The sequence below is a fragment of the Herbaspirillum autotrophicum genome, from assembly GCF_001189915.1.
Lineage (GTDB): Bacteria > Pseudomonadota > Gammaproteobacteria > Burkholderiales > Burkholderiaceae_D > Herbaspirillum > Herbaspirillum autotrophicum.
Window position 1 is genome coordinate 1 of the sequence record NZ_LFLS01000087.1, and the last position, 1000, is coordinate 1000.

The following is a 1000-nucleotide window of genomic DNA, read 5'->3' on the forward strand; positions in this document are numbered from 1 at the left end:
GATTGGCCACGTTGACCATGGCAAGACCACATTGACAGCGGCGATTGCAACCGTGTTGTCGAAGAAATTTGGCGGCGAAGCAAAGGCCTACGATCAAATTGACGCGGCACCAGAAGAAAAAGCGCGCGGCATCACGATCAACACAGCGCACGTTGAATACGAAACAGCCAACCGTCACTATGCACACGTTGACTGCCCAGGCCACGCGGATTATGTGAAGAACATGATTACCGGTGCAGCGCAGATGGACGGCGCGATCCTGGTGTGCTCGGCAGCAGACGGCCCGATGCCACAAACCCGCGAACACATCCTGTTGTCGCGTCAGGTTGGCGTTCCTTACATCATCGTGTTCCTGAACAAGGCTGACATGGTTGATGATGAAGAGCTGCTGGAACTGGTTGAAATGGAAGTTCGTGAATTGCTGGTCAAGTACGAATTCCCGGGCGACGACCTGCCAATCATCAAGGGTTCGGCCAAGCTGGCGCTCGAAGGCGATACAGGTCCATTGGGCGAACAAGCGATCATGGCACTGGCCGAAGCGCTGGACACCTACATCCCGACACCAGAGCGCGCCATTGACGGCACATTCCTGATGCCAGTGGAAGACGTGTTCTCGATCTCGGGTCGCGGTACTGTTGTGACCGGTCGTGTTGAGCGTGGTGTTGTCAAGGTCGGCGAAGAAATCGAAATCGTCGGTATCCGTGACACCCAAAAGACAACATGTACTGGCGTTGAAATGTTCCGTAAGCTGCTGGACCAGGGTCAAGCCGGCGACAACGTTGGCGTGCTGCTGCGCGGCACCAAGCGTGAAGACGTGGAGCGTGGCCAGGTTCTGGCCAAGCCAGGTTCGATCAAGCCACACAAGCATTTCACAGGCGAGATCTATGTTCTGTCGAAAGACGAAGGCGGCCGTCATACTCCGTTCTTCAACAACTACCGTCCACAGTTCTACTTCCGTACAACGGACGTGACTGGTTCGATCGAGTTGCCGAAGGACAAG

At 55.5% G+C, this 1000-nt stretch carries 1 protein-coding gene; it reads left to right on the forward strand.

The genetic code is table 11. The features are described 5' to 3' along the window. Position 1 precedes the first annotated feature (1 nt). A partial coding sequence (tuf, locus tag AKL27_RS26895) for an elongation factor Tu (protein ID WP_050465966.1) occupies positions 2–1000 on the forward strand: 999 nt, incomplete at its 3' end.